Source organism: Halomonas sp. BC2 (assembly GCF_002078115.1).
GTDB lineage: Bacteria > Pseudomonadota > Gammaproteobacteria > Pseudomonadales > Halomonadaceae > Vreelandella > Vreelandella stevensii.
Window position 1 is genome coordinate 40,346 of sequence record NZ_LFGT01000029.1, and the last position, 21,944, is coordinate 62,289.

Annotated in this window: 19 protein-coding genes and 1 pseudogene; all 20 read left to right on the plus strand. The window is 58.0% G+C overall.

The annotated features are described in order from the left end of the window. Nucleotides 1-102: 102 nt before the first annotated feature. Nucleotides 103-519, plus strand: a complete 417-nt coding sequence (gene fliS / locus B7L71_RS16310; protein ID WP_081139188.1) for a flagellar export chaperone FliS — start codon at nucleotides 103-105, stop codon at nucleotides 517-519. A 6-nt stretch (nucleotides 520-525) separates the two neighbouring features. Next, on the plus strand, nucleotides 526-930 hold the full coding sequence (fliT, locus tag B7L71_RS16315; RefSeq protein ID WP_081139190.1) for a flagellar protein FliT: 405 nt from the start codon (nucleotides 526-528) through the stop codon (nucleotides 928-930). A gap of 812 nt (nucleotides 931-1,742) precedes the next feature. After that, the gene (fliK, locus tag B7L71_RS17805; protein ID WP_249273289.1) at nucleotides 1,743-2,174 is read left to right on the plus strand and encodes a flagellar hook-length control protein FliK; all 432 of its coding nucleotides are present in this window, start codon (nucleotides 1,743-1,745) and stop codon (nucleotides 2,172-2,174) included. Then, nucleotides 2,161-2,451, plus strand: coding sequence for an EscU/YscU/HrcU family type III secretion system export apparatus switch protein (locus B7L71_RS16325; RefSeq protein ID WP_081139193.1), 291 nt, complete (start codon nucleotides 2,161-2,163; stop codon nucleotides 2,449-2,451). Before fliK ends, B7L71_RS16325 begins: the two co-directional genes overlap by 14 nt. Nucleotides 2,452-2,558: 107 nt before the next feature. After that, a complete protein-coding gene (gene flhD / locus B7L71_RS16330; protein WP_081139194.1) occupies nucleotides 2,559-2,891 on the plus strand; it encodes a flagellar transcriptional regulator FlhD in 333 nt (110 codons plus the stop codon). Then, nucleotides 2,888-3,412, plus strand: coding sequence for a flagellar transcriptional regulator FlhC (flhC, locus tag B7L71_RS16335; RefSeq protein ID WP_016915715.1), 525 nt, complete (start codon nucleotides 2,888-2,890; stop codon nucleotides 3,410-3,412). The genes flhD and flhC overlap by 4 nt, the downstream gene beginning before the upstream one ends. A gap of 223 nt (nucleotides 3,413-3,635) precedes the next feature. Next, nucleotides 3,636-4,505, plus strand: a complete 870-nt coding sequence (gene motA, locus B7L71_RS16340) for a flagellar motor stator protein MotA (protein WP_016915716.1) — start codon at nucleotides 3,636-3,638, stop codon at nucleotides 4,503-4,505. Then, nucleotides 4,502-5,422 (plus strand): flagellar motor protein MotB, encoded by a 921-nt coding sequence (gene motB, locus B7L71_RS16345; protein ID WP_016915717.1) that lies wholly within the window; start codon nucleotides 4,502-4,504, stop codon nucleotides 5,420-5,422. The genes motA and motB overlap by 4 nt, the downstream gene beginning before the upstream one ends. 43 nt (nucleotides 5,423-5,465) lie before the next feature. Next, nucleotides 5,466-7,577, plus strand: a complete 2,112-nt coding sequence (cheA, locus tag B7L71_RS16350; protein ID WP_081139196.1) for a chemotaxis protein CheA — start codon at nucleotides 5,466-5,468, stop codon at nucleotides 7,575-7,577. Beyond that, the gene (cheW, locus tag B7L71_RS16355) at nucleotides 7,574-8,074 is read left to right on the plus strand and encodes a chemotaxis protein CheW (RefSeq protein ID WP_081139197.1); all 501 of its coding nucleotides are present in this window, start codon (nucleotides 7,574-7,576) and stop codon (nucleotides 8,072-8,074) included. The genes cheA and cheW overlap by 4 nt, the downstream gene beginning before the upstream one ends. Nucleotides 8,075-8,170: 96 nt before the next feature. After that, the gene (locus B7L71_RS16360) at nucleotides 8,171-9,481 is read left to right on the plus strand and encodes a methyl-accepting chemotaxis protein (RefSeq protein WP_100730904.1); all 1,311 of its coding nucleotides are present in this window, start codon (nucleotides 8,171-8,173) and stop codon (nucleotides 9,479-9,481) included. 73 nt (nucleotides 9,482-9,554) lie between these two features. Continuing rightward, entirely contained in the window at nucleotides 9,555-11,717 is a 2,163-nt protein-coding gene (locus B7L71_RS16365) for a methyl-accepting chemotaxis protein (RefSeq protein ID WP_081139201.1), read from the plus strand. Further along, on the plus strand, nucleotides 11,714-12,586 hold the full coding sequence (locus B7L71_RS16370) for a CheR family methyltransferase (RefSeq protein WP_081139202.1): 873 nt from the start codon (nucleotides 11,714-11,716) through the stop codon (nucleotides 12,584-12,586). Before B7L71_RS16365 ends, B7L71_RS16370 begins: the two co-directional genes overlap by 4 nt. Before the next feature lie 79 nt (nucleotides 12,587-12,665). After that, entirely contained in the window at nucleotides 12,666-13,727 is a 1,062-nt protein-coding gene (locus tag B7L71_RS16375; protein WP_039180800.1) for a protein-glutamate methylesterase/protein-glutamine glutaminase, read from the plus strand. A 42-nt stretch (nucleotides 13,728-13,769) separates the two neighbouring features. After that, nucleotides 13,770-15,452 carry a methyl-accepting chemotaxis protein gene (locus B7L71_RS16380; RefSeq protein ID WP_081139204.1) on the plus strand — a complete coding sequence of 561 codons (1,683 nt, stop codon included), beginning with the start codon at nucleotides 13,770-13,772 and terminating at the stop codon, nucleotides 15,450-15,452. Between the two features lie 55 nt (nucleotides 15,453-15,507). Then, nucleotides 15,508-15,897: a chemotaxis response regulator CheY gene (gene cheY, locus B7L71_RS16385; RefSeq protein WP_016915725.1), complete on the plus strand. Its 390-nt coding sequence runs from the start codon at nucleotides 15,508-15,510 to the stop codon at nucleotides 15,895-15,897. A 42-nt stretch (nucleotides 15,898-15,939) separates the two neighbouring features. Continuing rightward, on the plus strand, nucleotides 15,940-16,635 hold the full coding sequence (gene cheZ / locus B7L71_RS16390) for a protein phosphatase CheZ (RefSeq protein ID WP_081139206.1): 696 nt from the start codon (nucleotides 15,940-15,942) through the stop codon (nucleotides 16,633-16,635). 132 nt (nucleotides 16,636-16,767) lie between these two features. Further along, a pseudogene (gene flhB / locus B7L71_RS16395) lies at nucleotides 16,768-17,933 on the plus strand (flagellar biosynthesis protein FlhB). After that, a complete protein-coding gene (flhA, locus tag B7L71_RS16400) occupies nucleotides 17,930-20,014 on the plus strand; it encodes a flagellar biosynthesis protein FlhA (protein ID WP_016915728.1) in 2,085 nt (694 codons plus the stop codon). Before flhB ends, flhA begins: the two are co-directional and overlap by 4 nt. 50 nt (nucleotides 20,015-20,064) lie before the next feature. Then, the coding region (gene flhF, locus B7L71_RS16405) for a flagellar biosynthesis protein FlhF (RefSeq protein WP_081139207.1) at nucleotides 20,065-21,944 on the plus strand (1,880 nt) is incomplete at its 3' end.

The window sequence follows — 21,944 nt, forward strand, 5'->3', positions numbered from 1 at the left end:
AGGGCGCCGATATGTCAGTTAGCGAGCAATTATGCCAAGTCTCAATTATCCAGCAGCGTATCGCTCTTTGTCGGCTGCTGCTTTTACAAGGAGGGCCCTCTGATGACCTATACTCGCAGCGGTGCAGCCTACGGTCGTGGAGCAGGCGCTTATGCCCGGGTCGGCGTGGAAAGTGGTGTCATGTCGGCGGACCCACACCAGCTGATCGTCATGCTTTTCGATGGCGCACAGGCGGCGATTCGTGCAGCCCGCATTCACATGCAGGCGGGCAACACGGTGGAGAAAGGTAAATCCATCTCCAAGGCGCTGGATATCGTCAATAATGGCCTGGCCGCCGCGCTGGACCAGGAAAAAGGTGGCGAAATTGCTGAGCAATTGGCATCGCTGTATGACTATATTGCCCGTTTGCTGTTAGCTGCGAATCTGCGTAACGATGAAGAGAGCCTAAGTCAGGCGGAGCAGCTGCTCGAGGACATTGCCTCTGCATGGCGTGAAATTGGTCAACGGCAAAGTGCGTGAGGCAATATGACAGCTTCCGAAACGGCTCATGACAACTCCAGGCAAGCGCTCATTGATGCCTATGCAAGGCTGCTGGCGAGTGTGCGCTATATGCATGAGCTTGCAGATAAAGAACAATGGGCAGAGCTGATCGAGCAGCGTAGTAACTACGTCATGCTGGTGGAAAAGTTGCGTGAATTGGACAGCGTGGTTCGGTTGGATGATGACAGCAAGCGGCGCAAAGCGGAGTTGCTTGAGCAGATCCTGGAGCATGATGTAGACATTCGCCGTCGCCTGGTTGCCAGACGAGATGAACTCGGTAAATTAATCAGTGTGACGCAGCGGCAGCGAGATTTGCATCGCGCTTATGCCCCTCAGCAGGGGAACAGTGCTTTCCCTGTGGATGCCGAAAAGGATGAGGGTGTCTCGTGAGCGGCATTACGCCGCTCATCGATACACTGTTACATCAGGTGCTGGGTCGGCAAGCTGAGGCGTCCTCTCAGCGTGCCTTGAATTCGCCGGTTCAACCAGTGTCGCCAGGCGAAGGGCCAAGAGCCTTGCAGGGCGATGCTAGTCTGGATGGACGGCCTTTACCCCCGGTTCTGGGGGATCTGCGGCGCTTGCCGGGGGCTGTGGACGGGCTGCGGCAGCCTCCCGCCGGGGAGCCGACGCAAAACGCAACGCCCAGCTCAACGCAAACGCACTTCAGTCCGGCGGCACGTACGATTGCCGATGTGTTATTGCGCTTTCCTGCGCCTCCTGCCGCCATCAGGCCGACAGCCCCCTTGTTATCACCTCAGGAGTCGCCGTCGACCACGCTGTTGGCGAGTCGTCTGGAAGGTAGTATCCGTGACAGCGGGTTATTTTACGAATCACACCTCAAGCGCTGGTTTCAGGGTGAGATGTCCCTTCAGCAACTGTTGCGTGAGCCACAGATGCAGCCGGGGCCGCGCCCTACGGCTCTGCCCCTGCCAGGTATGGCGCCCTTGGCGACGCAGGGTACGCCCTTGGGTGTACCCTCGTCCCAAGGCAGGCCCTTGGCGATCCTGCCCGAATATCCTCTGGTCCCCCTCAAGGGAACCGCTGCTCTGTTAGACCGGCCGCTGCCTCTCCCCGTCGCTTCTTCTGCCATGGCGGTGCCCTCGACGCCTGCCGTCCCGACCACCCAGCCTGACCCCCTCTTTGTGGTCGAACGCCGAGAAGCAACCAGCGCTCAGCCAGCCACGGTGGTTACGGAGCAGGAAATGGCTTCTCGGAGTGTGAGAGAAGTGGTGCATGACAGCTTGCAGGGAGTGGTGCGTCAACAGCTGGAAATGCTGGTCACCCCGACACTACGTTGGGAGGGTGACGTATGGGCCGGTATCTTCATGGCGCTTGTCGTTAACCTGCCTGGGCGTGACACGCATGATGAAAAGCAGCCCGCCGATGACGCTCCGTCTGAGTGGCGCTCAGAAATACAGCTCGATGTGCCGGAGTTGGGGGTCTTTAGTGTTGCGCTTTGGCTGCATAAACAGGTGCTGAGCATTGATTTGACCGCTGGTAGCCTGGAAACGTATGAGCGGCTCAATAGCGGGCTTGATCGCTTGGAGCAGCGTTTGAAAGCGCTGGATTTTGCCAAAGTGCAGGTCAACGCTCGCTATATTCCACCTGAGGAGCCTTCCGATGTTGCCCGGTGAGCGTCGGCGCCAAGCCGTTGCGCTGGCCTACAAGGAGGGGGAGCAGGCGCCGCGCGTAGTGGCAAAAGGGTACGGTGATTTGGCTGACAGAATCATGGCAGAAGCCCAGCGGCAGGGTATCTACGTCCACGATGCGCCTGAACTCGTTGCCTTGCTGATGCAGTTGGAGTTGGATACTGAGATCCCTGCCAGCCTGTATCAAGTGGTGGCGGAGCTACTGGTGTGGGTGTTCGAATTATCAGACGGCGAGCTGAGTCAGCGTGAAAGGCGCAAGTAGCCAATGCAGTCGTTGTATGCAACCATGATGCGAGGTAAAGAAAAAAGTCATCAATGGCGCCACTATAACGGTCATAACGATGCGCCTGGGTCGTTCGATGGGACACTATGAGTCAAACAAGCTTTCTTGATGAAATACAAGAGATAAACCTCGCTTACCTTCTGCTTGCTCAGCGCCTGTTGAGCGAAGATCGGGAGGCGGCCATGTTTCGTCTCAAAATTGACGGTGAGCTGGCAGATCTGTTGGTCTCACTGAATGCCTGGCAACTCACCAAGCTGGCCCGCAGCAACCAGTTGGTCTGTCGCTTCAGTCATGCCAGCGGCGAGCGGCTGTGTCAGGTTCTGGACAACCCGCGAGATCAGGGGTTGGCAGGATTGCATGCTTCACTGCTATCTGCCTGTGAGCCTTTTTCCTCACTATCGTCAGGAGAGTCGAAGTGAGTCAAAAGAGCCTTGTGGATGAAATGCATCAGGTGCAGCTGGCCATTGAGCTGATCGAGCTGGGTGCTCGTCTACAAGTGCTGGAGACGGAAACGGAGTTGAGTCGTACCCGTTTGATCAAGCTCTATAAGGAAGTGCGCGGCATGTCACCACCTAAAGGCATGTTGCCTTTTTCGGCAGACTGGTTCGTCACTTGGCTGCCGAATGTGCACTCATCACTGTTTTATAATATTTATCTTGGCTTGCTCGAAGGTACGGAGTGTGAACGTATCGACGCTTTCGTCAAAGCGTACCGGTTATATGAAGAGCAGGTATCGCTTGAGGGTGCAGAGTCGGTGTTGGGTCTAACGAGAGCGTGGACGCTGGTGCGTTTTTTCGAAAGCGACCTGCTGCAATTGACCACTTGCACTCGTTGTGAGGGCCGCTTCGTGGCACATGCCCATAGTCCCGTTCATGACTACGTGTGTGGTATTTGCCAGCCCCCCTCGCGGGCCGGCAAAACACGCAAATCAGGGCGTTGAACGTATAAAATTGTCACACCTCTGGCGGCCGTGAACAAAAGCAATAAACTGCGTTTTAACGCATAGATAGCGGTAAAAGTCGTTGATACTTTCTCATTAAACCGTGCTGTCACCTGAGTATGATAGACCTAAGCTGCATTTTAGATAGGGCTGCCGACATCTTTTGGTTGGGTGTCGAGTATGGCTCTGTTGATAAACCACTCATATCGCAAGGACACTGCTTGTGCTGATACTCCTGGGTTATGTCGTTGTCTTGTTCTGCGTCTTTGGCGGCTATGTGATGGCTGGTGGTAGCCTGGGGCCGCTCTATCAGCCCTTGGAGCTACTGATAATTGGAGGCGCTGGCGTGGGGGCGTTCCTGGCGGCCAACAACGGTAAGGCGATCAAGGCCACGTTCAAGATTTTGCCAAGGCTCAAGCGTACCAAGAAGTACAACAAGGCCTTGTACATGGAACTCATGGCTCTGCAGTACAAGATTCTGTCCAAGGTGCGTCGAGAGGGCATGCTGGGGATCGAGCGCGATATTGATAACCCCCAGGAGAGCCCGCTATTTCAAGAGCATCCTGACGTACTGGCCGACTCTCATATCATGGACTTCCTGACGGATTACCTGCGCTTGATGGTCAGCGGTGGCATGGAACCCATGGAAATCGATGAGCTGATGCTCCACGAAATCGAAGTCTTCGAGCAAGAGGCGCACATCCCTATTGATGCGATTGCCAAAGTGGGAGATGCCATGCCTGCTTTTGGTATCGTGGCAGCCGTCATGGGGGTTATCAAGGCGTTGACCTATGCGGACGCTACGGCAGAACAGATGGGGCAAATGATCGCCATGGCGTTGGTGGGCACCTTCCTCGGTATTTTGATGGGCTATGGCTTCATCAGTCCGATTGCCAGTTATGCCGATCGCCAGGCCAAGGAAGCTGAAAAAATGCTTCAGTGCATTCGCGTGACGCTGTTGGCCAGCTTGCACGGCTATGCTCCACAGTTGGCGGTCGAGTTTGGGCGCAAGGCGTTGCATAGCACCGAGCGCCCCAGCTTCTCTGAACTGGAGGAGTACGTGCGCGATGCCAAAAAGGGCGGTAATGCATGAGCAAGGGAGGGGATAAGCGCCCGATCGTCATCCGGCGCAAAAAGGTGGTCCATGCCCACCATGGGGGGGCATGGAAAATCGCACTGGCAGATTTCATGACGGCGTTGATGGCGCTGTTCCTCGTCATGTGGATTCTTAGTGTATCCAGTGAAGAGACGCGCAGAGGCGTTGCCGAGTATTTCAGCACGCCGCTGGTCACGGCGATTACCGGTGGTGATCGTTCGGGGAGCACTCGTGTTATACCGGGCGGTGGGCCGGATCCCACCCATAGTGATGGTGAGCATGCGCGGATCGGCGTCTTGCAGCAAACGCGGCCCAGTGCACAAGAGCGTCGTTTCTTTGAAGATTTGCAAACGCGTATAGAGCGGGCAATCGAGCGTGATCCCGATCTGCGTGAGTATCGTAACCAGATGCGCTTCGACCTGACGCGTGAAGGCCTGCGTATTCAGTTACTGGATACCGCGCAGCGGCCAATGTTCGAGCTGGGTAGCGATCAGGTAGCCCCTTACATGCGCAGTTTGTTACGCACCATGGCGCCGCTGCTCAATGATTTGCCGAATGACTTGAGTATCAGCGGGCATACGGACAGCGTTCCATATGCAGGCGGATATCGTGGTTACAGTAACTGGGAGCTTTCCAATGACCGTGCCAATGCATCACGCCGTGAGCTGGTGGCGGGAGGGCTTGATCCAGATCAGCTGCTGCGCGTATCTGGCTTTGCAGACCGAGTGCTGCTCGCGGACACTACGCCGACGGATCCCATCAATCGACGTATCGAACTTGTGGTGCTGCTGCCGGAAATCGCCGAGGCTATACGTAATCCGGGTGTTTTAGCGCCTAGCATGCCGTTTTCGACCGAGAGTGTGTCGGAAGAACTTTTGCAACAAAACATACCGCAAGCCAGCGACAGCCCATGAGCCTGGCTTGCCACATAATGATGACGTTCAAGTGGAGCGGTGCATGGACATAGCGGATTTTTTTGACACCTTCTTTGAAGAAGCCGAGGAGCTGCTGGCGGACATGGAGCAGCACTTGTTGGAACTGGATGTCGATAATCCGGATGGCGAGCAGCTGAACGCTATTTTCCGCGCGGCGCACTCCATCAAAGGAGGTGCAGGTACCTTTGGTTTCAGCGTGCTGCAAAAAACCACGCATATTTTTGAAAACCTGCTGGATCACGCGCGCAAGGGCGAGCTTGCGCTGCGCGCAGACCTCGTTGATACCTTTCTGGAGGCTAAAGACATCATGCATGAGCAACTCAATGCCTATCGCAATGAGGAAGAGCCGAACCAGGAAGCTTATGAGCGCATCTGCGAGACACTGCAGCAAATTGCGCTGGAAGAAATTGGCAAAACGCTGGATGCGCCAGCCGCTCCCAAGGCAGAAGAAGCGTTTGCCAAAGAGGCGACTCCTTCTGTCGACAGTAGTGCAGGGGATAGTGAAGAGGAGAGCCCGGCAGGCGAGCATCGCCTCAAGGTGGCCCTTCTCAATGTCGGTGAGAAAGACCGCCTGCTGCTGGTAGAAGAGTTGGAGCAGCTGGGTGACGTAGAGTCCCAGTCGGGTGATGAAAAGCGCTACGAAGTCGTCCTGAAGGGCGACGTCAGCGCCGATGATATCGAAGCCGTGATGTGTTTTATCATTGAAACAGATCAGATCGACATTACGTCACTGGCCGCCAGCGCACCTGCTGACCCCGTCGGGCCTCCAGCGTCAAGCGCCGATGCAGCGCCTCAGGAAAGTGCCCCAGCCGCTAAAGCGCCTGCGCCTGACAAGCCGGCTGCTGCAAAGACCGCCAACAAAAAAACCGCAGAGCAAGCGCCCAAAAAGACGGCTGCCGAAAGCTCGTCGATCCGTGTATCGGTCGATAAGGTGGATCAGATCATCAACCTTGTCGGCGAGCTGATCATTACTCAGTCGATGCTGGATCAGACGGTGAGTGACCTCGAAGGCCAATCGGTCAGCAACAGCTCCCTGCAAAATGGCATGAGCCTGCTGCAGCGTAATGCCCGTGACCTCCAGGAAGCCGTCATGTCGATCCGCATGATTCCCATGGAGTTCGTATTCAGCCGCTTCCCAAGGGTTGTGCGTGATACGGCCAGCAAGCTGGGCAAAGAGATCGAGCTGATCACCGAAGGCAAGTCCACCGAGCTGGACAAGAGCCTGGTAGAACGCATCACCGACCCGCTGACACACCTGGTGCGTAATAGCCTGGATCACGGTGTGGAAATGCCGGATGTGCGTGAATCGCTGGGCAAACCGCGTGTGGGCAAGCTGGTGCTTTCGGCGCGCCACCAGGGCGGGAACATTCTGATCGAAGTGCGTGATGACGGTGCAGGCATGGACCGTGATCGGCTGTTGGCCAAGGCGCGTGAAAATGGCCTCAACGTGTCGGATACGATGTCCGATGAAGAGGTGTTCCAGCTCATTTTTGCGCCCGGCTTCTCCACTGCCAAGGAGGTGACCGATGTCTCTGGTCGTGGCGTTGGCATGGATGTGGTCAAACGTAACATCCAGGGCATGGGTGGACGTGTCGAAATCCAGTCGACAAAAGGCGAAGGCACCAATACACGCATCGTGTTGCCGCTGACCCTGGCCATTCTGGACGGCATGTCCATCAAGGTAGGCAATGAGACGTTCATTCTGCCGCTATCCACCGTGTTGGAGTCGCTACAGCCCGCCAAAGGGGACATGTACGCCATGGCAGGGGATGACGTGGTACTCAAGGTGCGCGACGAGTATCTGCCGGTCATCGCCATTCATGAAGTACTGGACGTCGAAAATGCCATCACTGACCCCACCCAAAGCATTGCCGTCATCGTGCAGGGAGAAGGACGTCGCTATGCCATGTTGGTCGATGAGCTGATCGGCCAGCAGCAGGTCGTCGTCAAGAATCTGGAAGACAATTACCGCAAGGTGCCGGGCGTATCGGCCGCTACCATCCTGGGGGACGGTAGCGTTGCGTTGATTCTCGACATTACCGGCTTGCATCGCTTGAGCCGGGCGAAAAAAGAAGCAGGTAAAACCGCTAATCAACCCCATCTCTCTTATTACAAAGAGGCTGAGCCGTCATGAGTCATTCATCCAACGTAGCAGTGTTAGCCGCTGCTGAAGCAGAAAACCGCGAATTCCTGGTGTTTTCACTCGGGGATGAAGAGTACGCCATCGATATCCTGAAGGTTCAGGAAATTCGGGGCTATGAAAACGTGACCCGTATTGCGAACGCACCCGATTTTATCAAGGGAGTTACGAACCTTCGCGGGGTCATCGTGCCCATCGTCGACCTGCGCATCAAGTTCCATCTCGAGAATGTGGAGTACGGTGGTCAAACAGTTGTGATCGTGGTCAATGTTGCCGATCGCATTGTTGGTATCGTGGTCGACGGAGTTTCCGATGTGATGACGCTCGTGCCTGATCAGATTAAGCCTGCACCTGAGTTTGGGGTGACGCTCTCCTCCGACTTCCTGAGCGGCTTGGGCAGTTTGGATGACCGGATGTTGGTGCTGGTAGATATCGACAAACTGCTGACCAGTGAAGAGATGGCGTTGGTGGACAGTACGAGCCATCACTAATACTCGAGATGGGCACAGGGAGCGTGCCCGTTTTGTTCCAGCTAACCCGCCTTGGCGCCAGGGACAGCACTCGCCGGTATGGTGGCGTTTGGAGTAATGCGTGTGACACAGCTAGTGCGTCAACTGATGAGTAATATGACGGTGCGTCTTAGTTGGGGGTTGGTGTTGGCCACCTTTTCACTGCTGGTCGTGCTGGCCTGTGGTATTGGCCTTTACGCGCTTCATCATGGCGCTACGCTGGTTCAGGCAACGGCGGACGCCCAGGCGCAGCAGCAGGCATTTACGGCCTTTGCCGAGCGTATCCGCTGGGCGCTCATTGCCATCGTGTTAATGACGATTGCCACTGTTGTCATCGTATTGTGGGGCGTCACGGTCAACGTTTTGCGTCCACTGGATCGCCTGGTGGGCTACTTCGAACGCATGGCTCAGGGCGATTTGAATCAGCAGATCACCTCGCCAGGCAAGAGTGAAATCGGCAAGCTCTACAGCGCCATGGCGCACATGCAGGCAGCGCTTTCGGAAACGGTGGGGGTCGTTCGGCGTAGTGGAACCACCATCTTCGAGCGCTCCCAGCACATTGCCAATGGTAATAATGACCTCTCCTCGCGTACCGAGCAGCAAGCCTCTTCCCTTGAGGAGACGGCTTCCAGCATGGAGCAGCTCGCCTCCACCGTCAGCCATAATGCCGACAATGCCCGCCAGGCGAGTCAACTGGCGGGCGATGCGACCCTGACCGCGCGGCGTAGCGGGGAAGAAGTGGGGCAAATCGTCGAGACCATGCAGGATATCAGCGCCAGCTCGCACCAGGTGGCGGACATCATTACGGTGATCGATAACATCGCTTTTCAGACCAATATTCTCGCGCTCAATGCCTCGGTAGAAGCCGCGCGGGCAGGTGAACATGGCAAGGGGTTTGCCGTCGTGGCCCAGGAGGTGCGCAGCCTGGCCAGCCGCAGTGCCAACGCAGCCAAAGAGATTCGCACACTGATCGATACGTCATTGGGTAAAGTGGATACGGGCACCCAGCGCGTCAATCAGGCGGGCCAGACCATGCAGGATCTGGTCACCGCGGTACAGCGGGTCAGTGACATCATGGATGAGATTGCGGCAGCTTCTGAAGAGCAAAGCAACGGCATCGGGCAAGTGAACCAGGCGGTTGCCCAGATGGATCAAGTCGTTCAGCAGAACGCTCAGCTGGTGCAGCAAGCGGCACGCAGCGCCAACGAGCTGGAAAGCGAAGCAGCAAGGTTACGTGAAGCGGTGGAGCGCTTTCGTGTGGCGGAAGGGGCAGCTCCCCCATCTACCGCGCCTGTGCTGTCTCAGCCGATGAAGCGTCCTTCTGCCTCTGCGTTGGCCGCCCCAGCACTGACAAGGAAGGCGTCCCAGGAAGAGTGGGAAGCGTTTTAAGCACAACCAGTTTCTGCACAGCCAATGCCCTGAACCAGCGCCAAGCGCCTAAAATTAACAATAAGGCAGTAAGATGCGTAACAACCAGCCAGTCACTCAGCGCGAAGTCGAGTTGAGCCAGGACGACTTCCTCGTTTCTCGCACCGATCTCAAGGGGCGTATTACCTACGCTAATCCGGCCTTTATCGAGATTAGTGGCTACCGTCATGATGAACTGATGGGCGCGCCTCACAACCTGATCCGCCACCCTGATATGCCCGCCGCCGCCTTCGGAAACCTGTGGAGTACCCTGAAGCGTGGCGATACCTGGCGGGGGCTGGTCAAGAACCGGTGCAAGAGTGGCGACCATTACTGGGTAGATGCCAGCGTTACGCCGATCGTGGAAAACGATCAGGTGGTGGGCTACACCTCGGTGCGTGTGCAGGCAACGCGTGAAGCCATTCAACAAGCGGAGCAGCACTACAGCGACATTCGAGAAGGGCGCAACAAGCGTCTTTATCTGGATAAAGGGCGTGTTCGCCAGCGTGGGCTCGTTGCCAGAGTCAGACGTATGCGTCTGGATACCATTCGCGCCAAGCTGATAGGAATGGTGTGCATTGCGGCTCTCCTGCTGATCGCCAGCGGTGGATTGGGGCTATACGGTTTGAACGTGGCGGGTGAGCGCCTGGAGGGCCTGAACAACGACGGCCTGCGTGATGTCATTCGGCTGCAACAGATCGATCAGACCATCGCTCAGACGCGCCAGTCGATGATCGAGCCCGAGCGTATGCAGCTCATCACCCAGCGTTTCGACATGGGGGATACCGTGGCAGCCAGTGCTGCCCAGGTGGCGGATGTGTGGCAGGCCTATTACAGCCGTGAGGTGAATGCCACGCCACTGGCCAGCCAGTTCGATGAACAGCTGCAGGCCTTTCTGGATAATGGCATGCGGCAGGCGGTCAATGTGCTGCAAGCGGAAGAGACCTACCAGGCGTTTACTGGTCTGGACGCCGTGATCCGTGTCATGAACGAGGATGGCCGGGCGCTCTCTTCCCTGGTCAATGAACTGATTGCCCAAAAGCAGGCAACCGCGGAAGTGATGGCCTCCGAGGCCGAGCGGGGACAAACCGTCATGCTGAGCGCTCAGGTCGGTGTGCTAGCCACCGGCTTGGCACTGTTGATCGTGATCAGCCTGCTGACGCTGCGCTCCATTACACGACCGCTGAAGCAAGCCTCGCGGTTTACCTTGCAGATTGCCGGCGGCAATCTTGCCGCCAGAGTACCGCCCAGACGGCGTGATGAAATAGGCCAGCTCATGGATGCTCTCGACACCATGCGCAAGAGCTTGAGCAGCATCATTGGCGAGGTCAAGACAGGCATTGATGTCGTCACGCCAGCGGCCAAGGATATTGCCAGCGGTAACGAGGCGCTTTCATCACGTACCGAGCAGCAGGCGGCATCGCTGCAACAGACGGCGTCCAGCATGGAGGAAATGACCACTACCGTTCGTCAAAACAGTGATAACGCTCAAGAAGCACGACGTCTGGCCGATAATAATGCAACAAGGGTGTCACAAACGGGTGAGTTGATGACGCAGTTGGTCGATAACATGCAGCGAATCACGCAAAGTTCGCAGAAGATGACCGACATCATCAACGTCATTGACTCCATTGCCTTCCAGACCAACATTCTGGCCCTCAATGCGTCAGTCGAAGCCGCACGAGCGGGAGAGCATGGGCGTGGGTTTGCCGTCGTGGCCGAAGAGGTACGCAAGCTGGCGGGACGTAGTTCCGATGCGGCTCAGGAAATTCGCGGCCTGATTGATGACTCGAGTCAGCAAGTGGGCGAAGGGGCGGGCCTGGTTGAAAGGGCCGAAGTCGCGATCAGCGAAGTGGCTGAGGCTGCCCGTAGCGTCACGCAAATCATGCACGACATTTCGGCAGCCTCCCAAGAACAGAGCAGCGGTATCGCCGAGGTCAATCAGGCGGTGGCCGAAATGGACCAGGCGACGCAGCAGAATGCACTGCGTGTTCAGGAAACGGCACAAGCAGCGCTGGCCCTGGAGCAGCAGGCCGAGCTTCTTGCGTTATCGGTCGAGGCCTTTCGCTTGTCAGGCCATCGTCAGGTGCCGCCGCAACGTGAGCAGTCGCAGGCAGCCGCGCTGCCGAAGGTGACTGCGCAACCTCGCAGCGCCACACCGCCTGTGCCGGTCAAGAAACGGCCAATGGCTTCTGTAGAGGAGTGGGAAACATTTTGACAGACCAACGCGAACGGGGAGTCGACGCTGGACAGTGGGCAACCAGCGGACAGATGGAGCGTGATCTGGTGCTCACCGATGCGGATTTCACACGCATCCGTGAACTGATTTATCAGCGTGCTGGAATCGTGCTGGCAGAGCACAAACGCGAAATGGTGTATAGCCGCTTGGCCAAGCGGCTGCGGCACCATGGCATGACGCGTTTTACCGACTACCTTTCGCGGCTGGAGCGGCAACCCGATGCCAAGGAGTGGGAGGCGTTCACCAATGCGCTGACCACCAACCTCACGGCTTTTTTCCGAGAGTCGCACCACTTTCCGCTGTTGGCAGAGCATATCAAGCACAAGCAGGAGCCGGTCACTATCTGGTGCTCAGCAGCATCGACGGGGGAAGAACCCTACTCGATTGCGATGACGCTGCTGGAGAGTCTGGGAGCCCGCGCGTCACAGGCCAAAGTGATTGCCACCGATATCGACACCGATGCCTTGGCCAAAGCGCGCCGCGGTATTTATCCCCAGGAGCAGGTACGCAAGCTGGATGAAGCACGCGTGAAGCGATTTTTCCAGAAAGGCACGGGTAACCACATCGGGCTGGCGCGGGTACGGCCAGAAGTGTCTGCGCTGGTAGAGTTCATGCCGCTCAACCTGCTGGCGCCGCAGTGGCCTGTCAAAGGTCCCTTTGATGCCATTTTTTGTCGTAATATCATGATTTATTTCGATAAAGATACACAAGCGAAAATACTCAAGCGGTTTGCACCACTGATGAAGCCCGATGGCCTGCTCTTTGCTGGGCACTCGGAAAACTTCTCTTACATCAACGATGCTTTCAAGCTGCGTGGACAAACCGTCTATACCCTTGCCAAACGATGATCGTTGTGTGTGACGCTGCTGATGCGGCCACGGCCCACAGGAGTAATGCCGAAATGGCGACTGTTAAAGGAGGCGTGCTTTGAGCGCAGCCAAGATCAGAGTGTTGTGCGTCGATGACTCGGCGCTGATTCGTGACCTGTTGACCGAAATCATCAACTCGCAGCCTGATATGGAAGTGGTCGCGGTGGCGCCCGACCCCATCGCGGCCCGTGACCTTATCAAACAGCATAACCCGGATGTCTTGACGCTGGATGTCGAGATGCCGCGCATGGACGGCCTGGATTTTCTCGAGCGGCTGATGCGTTTGCGGCCTATGCCGGTGCTGATGGTTTCCTCATTGACGCAAAGCGGTTCCGAAATCACCTTGCGGGCACTGGAGCTGGGTGCGCTGGACTTTGTGGCCAAGCCAAGCCTGGGCATTCGTAGCGGCATGATGGAGTACGCCAACGAAATCGCTGAGAAATTGCGCGCGGCGGCACGCTCTCGTCCGCGCCAGGCGCGTAACAAGAACACCCCCCCTCCCAGCCAGCTCAAGGCGCCGATGATCTCCAGTGAGAAACTGATCATCATTGGCGCATCGACGGGGGGCACCGAAGCGATTCGCGCCGTGCTGGAGCCGTTGCCAGCCAACGCGCCTGCGATTCTGATCACTCAGCACATGCCCGGCGGTTTCACCCGCTCGTTTGCCGAGCGGTTGGACAGGCTGTGTCGCATCACTGTCAAGGAAGCCACCGATGGTGAGCGCGTGCTGCCAGGCCATGCCTATATCGCCCCTGGTGACCAGCATCTGGAGTTGGTACGCAGCGGCGCCAACTATGTGGCGCGGCTCAATGATGGCCCGCCGGTGAACCGTCATCGCCCGTCGGTCGATGTCTTGTTCCACTCCGCAGCCAAGCATGCAGGGAAAAACGCGGTCGGTGTGATCCTGACCGGCATGGGCAAGGACGGAGCTGCCGGGCTTCTGGAAATGCGTCAGGCAGGTGCCCCGACCATTGCCCAGAACGAAGAGACCTGTGTGGTGTTCGGCATGCCTCGGGAGGCCATTGCCGTGGGCGGCGCAGTGGAAGTGCTGCCGCTGGACGAGATTCCATCGAAAATGATGGCGCTGGTAGCCGCCTCAGGACGCGCTCAGCGCGTCTAGGGCCTTAGAGACAAGACAAACGATCCAAGGAAATTCATAACAATGACACGTTTACTGCGCAACCTTAGTATTCATCTGGCCGTCATTTTCGCGCTAGTCTGCTTTGTGGGCTTGATTCTACTGATTGCCGGTTTGAGCATTGCCTCGGACCGCAGTGCACAGAGCAATTTGGCCACGCTGGATCTTATCGGCAATCAGCAGCTCAATGAGCTGAATCGCGCTGACTCGCTGCTCAACCAGGCCATGCTGGCGCTGGAAACCGCTTCGAACCTGCTGATGGTGGGGCAGACCCGTCAATCCAATGAGCAGGTGGATATCGCTGCCAATCGTCTGGAGCGTGCCGAGCGTCGTTATACGAACTTCATGGCCACACCGCGTAGCACTGAGGGCGAGTTGCTAGGGGGGGCGGTGGATGAAAGTTTCATGCGGGTATTGGCGTTGGTCAAGGAGCAGCATGCCAGCTTCGACACCATGGACATCTCTACCTTCAACCACCTGCGCGGCGAGTTGATCGAGCCCTTGGACGAGTTGGCTGCCAATACCACGGCGTTTACAGAGCACGCTTTTGGCCGCGTGGGCACTATTCGCGAAGAAGCCCGGGCGCAAGGCAGTCTCTTTACCATGATCAGTATCGCGGCCGTTGGTCTCGCGCTGCTGGTCACACTGGCCATCTACCTTGGTCTGCGCCGTACGGTGATCAGGCCGCTGGGCGATGCCGCTGCGCGCCTTGGTCGCATTGCCGAAGCCGATTTGACCCAGCCGCTCCCCCAGGCGGGCAAGAACGAGATAGGTCGACTGTTCGCTGCCATGGCCACCATGCAGCAGAACTTGAGTGCCACCGTGTCGAGGGTGCGTGAGGGCAGTCAGGCAATCCATCACGGCACTCGAGAAATTGCCAGCGGCAACGCAGACCTGTCCTCCCGCACCGAGCAGCAGGCCGCCTCCATCGAGCAAACTGCGGCCAGCATGGAACAGATGACGGCCACCGTGAAGCAGAATGCCGATAATGCTCGCCAGGCAAGCACGTTGGCAGCAGATGCATCCACTACCGCCGAGCAGGGAGGGCAAGTCGTCGCACAAGTGGTACAAACCATGCACGGTATTTCGACCAGCTCGCAAAAAGTGGCTGATATTACCAGTGTGATCGACTCGATTGCTTTCCAGACCAACATATTGGCGTTGAACGCTTCCGTGGAAGCTGCGCGGGCGGGTGAGCAGGGGCGTGGTTTCGCGGTGGTGGCTGGCGAAGTACGTAATCTGGCCAGCCGCAGTGCGGACGCCGCCAAGGAGATCAAGTCCCTCATCGAGGCCTCGGTCAGCCAGATTCAGCAAGGCTCCTCGCTGGTCGAGCAGGCAGGGCAGACCATGACGGAAGTGGTCACGGCAGTGCGGCGTGTCACGGATATCATGGATGAGATATCGGCGGCCTCGCAAGAGCAGAGTGATGGCATCGAGCAGGTCAGTCAGGCCGTTGGCCAGATGGATCAAGTGACTCAACAAAATGCCGCGCTCGTTCAGCAGGCGTCCGCAGCGGCAGCCTCGCTGGAGGAGCAGGCCAATCGCCTTGAAGAGGCCGTTGCGGTCTTTCAGGTGCTCAATGCGCGGGCTGAGCGCACTCACGCGCCAGCGTCCGTGGCAACGTCGGCGCTGCCCAAGGCCGCCGCCAACCCGCCAGCTCGTCGTGTTGCTGCTCAACAGCACCACGATGAGTGGGAAGAGTTTTAACCCTGACTGAAAACACCAGTCCCCCTGTAAATATTGTGATGTGAGAGGATGACCAATGGCCGATAAGAACATGAGCTTCCTGGTAGTAGATGATTTCCCCACGATGCGCCGAATTGTGCGTAGCCTGCTGAAAGAGCTGGGTTTTACGAATGTGGACGAAGCGGAAGATGGCCAGGACGCCCTCAACAAGCTGCGGGCAGGCAATTTTGAGTTTGTCGTTTCCGACTGGAACATGCCCAACCTCGACGGCCTGGAGATGCTCAAGGAAATCCGCCAGGATGAAGCGTTGAAAGACTTGCCGGTGCTAATGGTGACGGCCGAAGCCAAAAAAGAGAACATCATTGCGGCAGCCCAGGCCGGTGCCAATGGTTACGTGGTCAAGCCGTTCACTGCGGCCACTCTGGAAGAGAAGCTGAATAAAATCTTCGAGAAGATGGGTAAATGACGCAGCTGGGCTTTGGTGCTCGGTCAACGAGGAGACAACATAATGAGCCAGAATGAGCAGGGTGGTGCTACCAAACTCTCTGAGGAGGCTGCTGAGGACCTGATCGTCCGGATTGGCAAGCTCACCCGCATGCTGCGTGACAACATGCGTGAGTTGGGGTTGGATAAGGAGATCGAAAAGGCCGCAGAGGCAATACCTGACGCTCGTGACCGTCTACACTACGTGGCCACCATGACCGAGCAAGCGGCAGACAGGGCCTTGAATGCCATTGATCGTGCCCAGCCGCTGCAGGATCAGCTCTCCGAGCGTGCCGAAGCCCTGGACAAGCGTTGGGCCGAGTGGTTCGAGGCGCCCAAAGAGCTGGATGATGCCAAGGCGCTGGTCAAGGAGACGCGCACGTACCTGAGCGATGTGCCCGAAATCACCGCTGCCACCAATAAGGAACTGCTGGACATCATGATGGCCCAGGACTTCCAGGATCTGACGGGCCAGGTCATCAAGAAGATGATGGACGTGATCCGTGAAATCGAGCACCAGCTGGTGCAGGTGCTGATCGATAACGTCCCGGGGGCAGAAGCGCGCGAAACCATGCAGCGTAAGGCGAACGATCAGTGGAAGAACGAAAATGCACGCCGCAATGAGGAGCTGCTGAATGGCCCTCAAGTAAAAGAGAATGCCACGGATATCGTCACGGGCCAGGACCAGGTAGACGACTTATTGGATGAATTGGGCTTTTAATGCCGGGTTATTGATATATTGTAAGTAGCCGCATCTGGCAAAATGGCAAACTGCTCAGCCGTCCTTTGGGGCGGCTGAGTGCATCGTATGGCGCATTTTGAGTCATCGTCCCCTCGTTAGCCGGATGACCGCATGGCAGATAACGACAGCGATCAGGAAAAGACCGAAGAGGCGACGCCCCGACGGCGGGACAAGGCCCGTGAAGAGGGGCAGGTTCCTCGGTCCCGAGAGCTGACGACTTTCATGATTCTTCTGGGAGGCGTGGTTGGCCTCTGGAGCATGGGACAAATGCTCTATGACCAGCTGGGGGCTGTCATGGAGCAAGCATTTCTGTTCGAGCGGCGCCAAGCCATGGAAACCACCCCCATGCTGGTCAATGCGCTCGACCTGGGCCAGCGAACGCTCTTCACGATGTTGCCGCTTTTTTTACTGCTCGCGGTGATTGCATTGATGGCCCCCGCGTTACTGGGCGGGTGGCTCATATCCGCCAAGTCGATGAAGCCAAAATTCTCCAAGCTGAACCCTGTAAAAGGGATCAAGCGCCTGTTTTCGATGCAGTCGTTGACCGAGCTTGCCAAGGCGATAGCCAAATCCATTCTGGTGGGTAGCGTTGCGTTCAGCTTTTTGTATTTTAATATTGGCAGGTATTTGGGGTTGATGGATCAACCTGTTCAGCAAGCCTTGACCACGGCGCTCAATATGGCTGCCCTGGCCGCTGGCCTAATCGTGTTCTCCTTGATCGTGGTGATCCTGATTGATGTACCTTTTCAACTATGGAACAACGCCAAGCAGCTCAGGATGACCAAGGAAGAGGTCAAGCGAGAGCACAAGGACTCGGAAGGCGACCCCCACGTCAAAGGGCGCATTCGCCAACAGCAGCAGGCCATGGCGCGTGGGCGCATGATGAGTAAAGTCCCCGAGGCGGACGTGATCATCACCAACCCGACCCATTACGCGGTGGCCTTGATGTATCAGGAAGGGAAAATGGGTGCGCCCAAACTGGTGGCCAAGGGTGCCGATGCCGTGGCCGCGAAAATCCGTGAGATCGGTGCAGAGGCCGGTGTGCCGCGACTGGAAGCAGCACCGCTGGCGCGCGCCCTGTATCATCATGTAGATCTGGAGGCGGAAGTGCCGACCGAGCTGTATACCGCCGTGGCCGAAGTCATGGCCTGGGCCTACCGTCTCAAGCACGTTTCACAACAAGGAGGCGAGGTGCCCCCCACCCCGATAATCTGCCGGTGCCACCGGAAATGGATACGCCCGGCCGTCGTGCCGATGGCAATGAGGCGCAGCCATGAAAAGTTTGAGCCAGCTAATCAATCAGCGTAACTGGTCCAACGATGTGAGTATGAAACTGCTGGCAGGACCGCTGCTGATCCTGATGATCCTGGGCATGATGATTCTGCCCCTGCCGCCGTTCGCACTCGACATGCTCTTCACCTTCAATATTGCTCTGGCGATCATGGTGCTGCTGGTCAGCATGTTTGCCGAACGGCCACTGGATTTTGCCGCGTTTCCTGCCGTCCTGCTGTTTACCACGCTGCTGCGGCTCTCGCTCAACGTTGCCTCCACACGCGTGGTGCTGATGGAAGGGCACCAGGGGGGGGATGCTGCGGGCAAGGTTATCGAGGCGTTTGGCACCTTCCTTGTCGGGGGGAACTTTGCCGTTGGCTTGGTAGTGTTCTTGATTCTGGTGATCATCAACTTCATGGTCATCACCAAAGGGGCCGGGCGTATTGCCGAAGTCGGTGCCCGCTTTGTGCTGGATGCCATGCCTGGTAAACAGATGGCCATCGATGCCGATTTGAACGCCGGTTTGATTGGCGAAGAGGATGCCAAGAAGCGTCGCGCAGAAGTAGCCCAGGAAGCCGACTTTTACGGTTCCATGGACGGTGCCAGCAAGTTCGTGCGTGGCGATGCGGTAGCCGGGCTAGTCATCATGGTGGTCAACATCATTGGTGGTCTGCTGATTGGCATGATGCAGCACAATATGGGGTTCGGCGATGCCGCGCGCACCTATACGCTGTTGACCATCGGTGACGGTCTGGTGGCCCAGATTCCGGCGCTGGTGATCTCCACGGCGGCGGGCGTGACCGTCTCTCGGGTGAATACCGAGCAGGACGTTGGTCAGCAGATGATCAGCCAGCTGTTCGTGAATCCGCAGGTGATGATTCTGGCGGCCATGGTGATGGGCTTGCTGGGCCTCGTGCCGGGTATGCCCAACTTTGTTTTTCTGCTGTTCACTGCACTGTTGTCCGGGCTGGCCTGGTACCTGATTCGTCACAAGAATCAGGCGCTGGTCGAGCAGGAGCTGACTGCTGCACCACCCCCCATGCTGCAGGAAACCCCTGAGGCGAGTTGGGAGGATGTCCAGCTCGTGGATACGCTTGGGCTGGAAGTGGGGCACCGTTTGATTCCGCTGGTGGATTCGCGCCAGAAGGGCGAGCTGCTGGGGCGCATCAAGAGCGTGCGCAAGAAATTTGCTCAAGAGGTGGGCTTTCTGCCGCCGGTGGTGCATATTCGCGACAACCTGGAGCTACCGCCTAACACCTACGTATTATCCATGAAAGGCGCCGAAATCGGGCGTGCCGAGGCTCAGCCGGGCAAGTGGCTGGCCATTGATCCCGGCCAGGTGTCGGGGGAACTGCAGGGTACGCCGACACAGGATCCGGCGTTTGGTTTACCAGCGGTCTGGATCGACAGCAACCAGCGTGAGCACGCGCAGGTGTATGGTTACACGGTGGTAGATGCCAGTACGGTGATTGCCACGCACCTCAACCATCTGCTGCATCGCCACTCTCCAGAGATGCTGGGTCGTCAGGAAGTTCAAAAGCTATTGGACAAGCTGGGGGACGATCAAAAGTCACTGGTCGAAGAAGTGGTGCCCAAGGCTATCTCGTTGACGGTATTGCAGCGTATCTTGCAGAACCTGCTGGATGAGGATGTCTCGATTCGCGATATGCGTAGCGTGCTGGATACCCTGGCCGAGCATGCTGGCCAGCAAAAGGATCCCAATGAACTCACGGCACTGGTGCGTATCGCGCTGGGCCGCGCGATTACCCAGCAGTGGTTTGCCGGGCAGGAGACACTGAACGTCATGGGGCTGGATGCTCAACTGGAGCAAGTGTTGCTGCAGGCCATGAATGGCAACGGTGCCATGGAGCCAGGCCTTGCGGATACCCTCATGAATCAAGCCCAGCAAGCGTTGGAGCGTCATGAAGGCAGCGGAGAGGCACCGGTGCTGGTGGTGCAGCACTCGCTGCGTGCCGTGCTCTCGCGTTTTCTGCGCCGTCGCATGCGCCACCTGGTGGTCATGTCTCAGGCAGAAATTCCTGACGACCGCACGCTGCGTGTGACCACGCTGGTGGGTGGTCGCTGATGCCGCTCCTGATGGTTAGCCGTCTTTCGTACACAGGTAACAGGTGAAGCATGAGCGTTAGACGTTTTGTCGGAGCCAACAGCCGCGATGTCATGCGCCAGGTGCGAGAAGTACTCGGCGATGACGCCCTGATCGTGGCCAATCGGCGCACCGAAGGGGGAGTCGAAATCCTCGCCATGGCAGACGATGCCGTCGATCAGTTCGATCCTGCCCCCAGTCCGGCCACGCAGCAGGAACCCGCTGCGCCGGTGTTTTCGTTGCCCCAACAGCCAGACCCGTTGGAAGCCATGAGCGAGCGCCTGCTGCGTGAAATGCAAGAGATGCGCGAGCTGCTGGCGCGACGACAACCCGACCCTGCGCCAGGGGCGGATAGCGCGTCAGAGCATTTGCAGCAGGTGATGCTGCGCGTCGGCTTCAGCAACGAGCTGAGTCAGGAAGTGGTCGAGGCACTGCCCGACGAGCTGGCAGCGTTACCGGCCTCCAGCGAGACCTTGATGACCTGGTTGCGTGGTCAGCTCATGGCGCGGCTGAGCGTGCTCCGTCAGGAAGACGCATTTTTCGACCAGACCGGCATTGTGGCCCTGGTAGGCCCTACCGGGGTTGGCAAGACGACCACGACGGCCAAGCTGGCGGCTCGTTTTGTGATGCGCCACGGCACACGCCCGGTGGCGCTGGTGACCACCGACAGCTTCCGGATTGGTGCTCACGAGCAGCTGCGCATCTACGCGCGACTGCTGGATACTCCCATGTATGCGCTGGATGTCGAGCAGCCCATCGACGAGCTGGTAGGGCGCCTGCAGGGCAAGCAGTGGGTGATTGTCGATACCGTAGGCATGAGTCAGCGCGACCAGCGGGTGATCGAACAGATCGCTCACCTGCAAGGTGGCCAATCCACCGTGCGTCTGGTGCTGATGTTGAACGCTGCCAGCCAGCCCGAAACGCTGGAGGAGGTCGTGCTGCGCTACCGTCAGGCAGCCAGAGCGGCGGGGGTTACGTTGGATGACTGCATCATCACCAAGCAGGACGAAGCCGGGCGGCTGGCTCCGGCGCTGGATATCGTCATGCGCCACGGCATGCGCGTCCTGTTTGGCTCTTATGGTCAGCAGGTACCCGAAGACATGGCCGTGGCCGACGCTCGGGCGCTGATCGATCAGGCGTTGGCTGCACAGCCCCGCGCTGCGCGCCACGCCGAATCACCGGCGCCCATCAGCTTGCCACGCTGGTCGCGGGATGTGCTGGGGCAGGGGCGTCGGCTCTCGTCGGTATTGTCTCGGCTGCGTAAGCGGGTGGTGGATTTTCATCTGTTGGAAGCCGCCTGGGATATCGGGGCACTGCCCGGCGTCGTTCAGGATCAGCGGCTGGATGAGCTGCTGGCAGGAGCGGAGGCCAATAGCGCTGCCATGGGGCTGGCCTGGTCGCCGCGCCGCCAGGGACGTGGCTGTGATTGGACGATGCCGGACATTCGGCTGGATGAGCAAGGCCGCTGGTTGGCACTGACCCGCCTTCAGCATCGTCAGCCAGCCGGCTGGCTGCCGCGCCTGGCGGAGTGCGGAGAGAATATGGCGGTGCATCTTCTCCCCGCTCTGCCGGAGCCTGACGTACTTGCCTGGTTGCATGGCCAACGTTTGACCTGGGTCAGCGCGGTACACGCCAGTCAGCGCGTAAACTGTCAGGGCGAGCGCTACACCCTGAAAGGCCTGTTTCAAGAGAGCACGCTGACCCATAGCGTCTCAATCCGTTTTCGCGGCCAGCGAATGCAGTTGTGTAACGCCTATGTAGAGGTGCAAACAGCCTCGGGCCACCCGCTGCTGGCGTGGGTAGGCGATATCCAGGACCCGGAAACAGACAAACACGTCGCGCGTCGCTACTGGTTGACACCTGCACGGCTGGGCAGCGATGTCCTGTCCCTGCTGGTCACACAGCTCGAAAG